Source organism: Rugamonas fusca (assembly GCF_014042365.1).
In the GTDB taxonomy this organism is placed as follows: domain Bacteria; phylum Pseudomonadota; class Gammaproteobacteria; order Burkholderiales; family Burkholderiaceae_D; genus Rugamonas; species Rugamonas fusca.
This window is the reverse complement of the sequence record NZ_JACEZS010000081.1, coordinates 1-321: the sequence shown is the minus strand read 5'-3', so window position 1 is coordinate 321 and position 321 is coordinate 1. Positions and strand designations below refer to the sequence as shown.

Genomic DNA, 321 nt, shown 5'->3' with positions numbered 1-321 from the left:
CTGAATCGGGCGGCCAGTTCGACCTGGCCCAGACCCTGACCAATATTTCGCCCTCGTTCAACTCGACCCGCCAGACCGGCGCCGACGGCGCCGACCTGGTCGACTCGGCCGCCCTGCGCGGCCTCGGCTCGGACCAGACCCTGGTGCTGGTGAACGGCAAGCGCCGCCACACGACGGCCCTGGTCAACCTGTTTGGCGCGCGCAACCGCGGCAACACGGGCACCGACATGAACGCCATCCCCATGCTGGCCATCAAGGACGTGCAAGTGCTGCGCGACGGCGCCGCCGCCCAGTACGGCTCGGACGCCATCGCCGGCGTGC

General features: G+C 70.4%; 1 protein-coding gene. It reads left to right on the top strand.

What is annotated here, in order from left to right; all coding sequences use genetic code 11:
- Positions 1-321, top strand: a 321-nt coding sequence (locus H3H36_RS26405) for a TonB-dependent receptor plug domain-containing protein (protein WP_182220993.1), incomplete at both ends; no start/stop codon positions are given.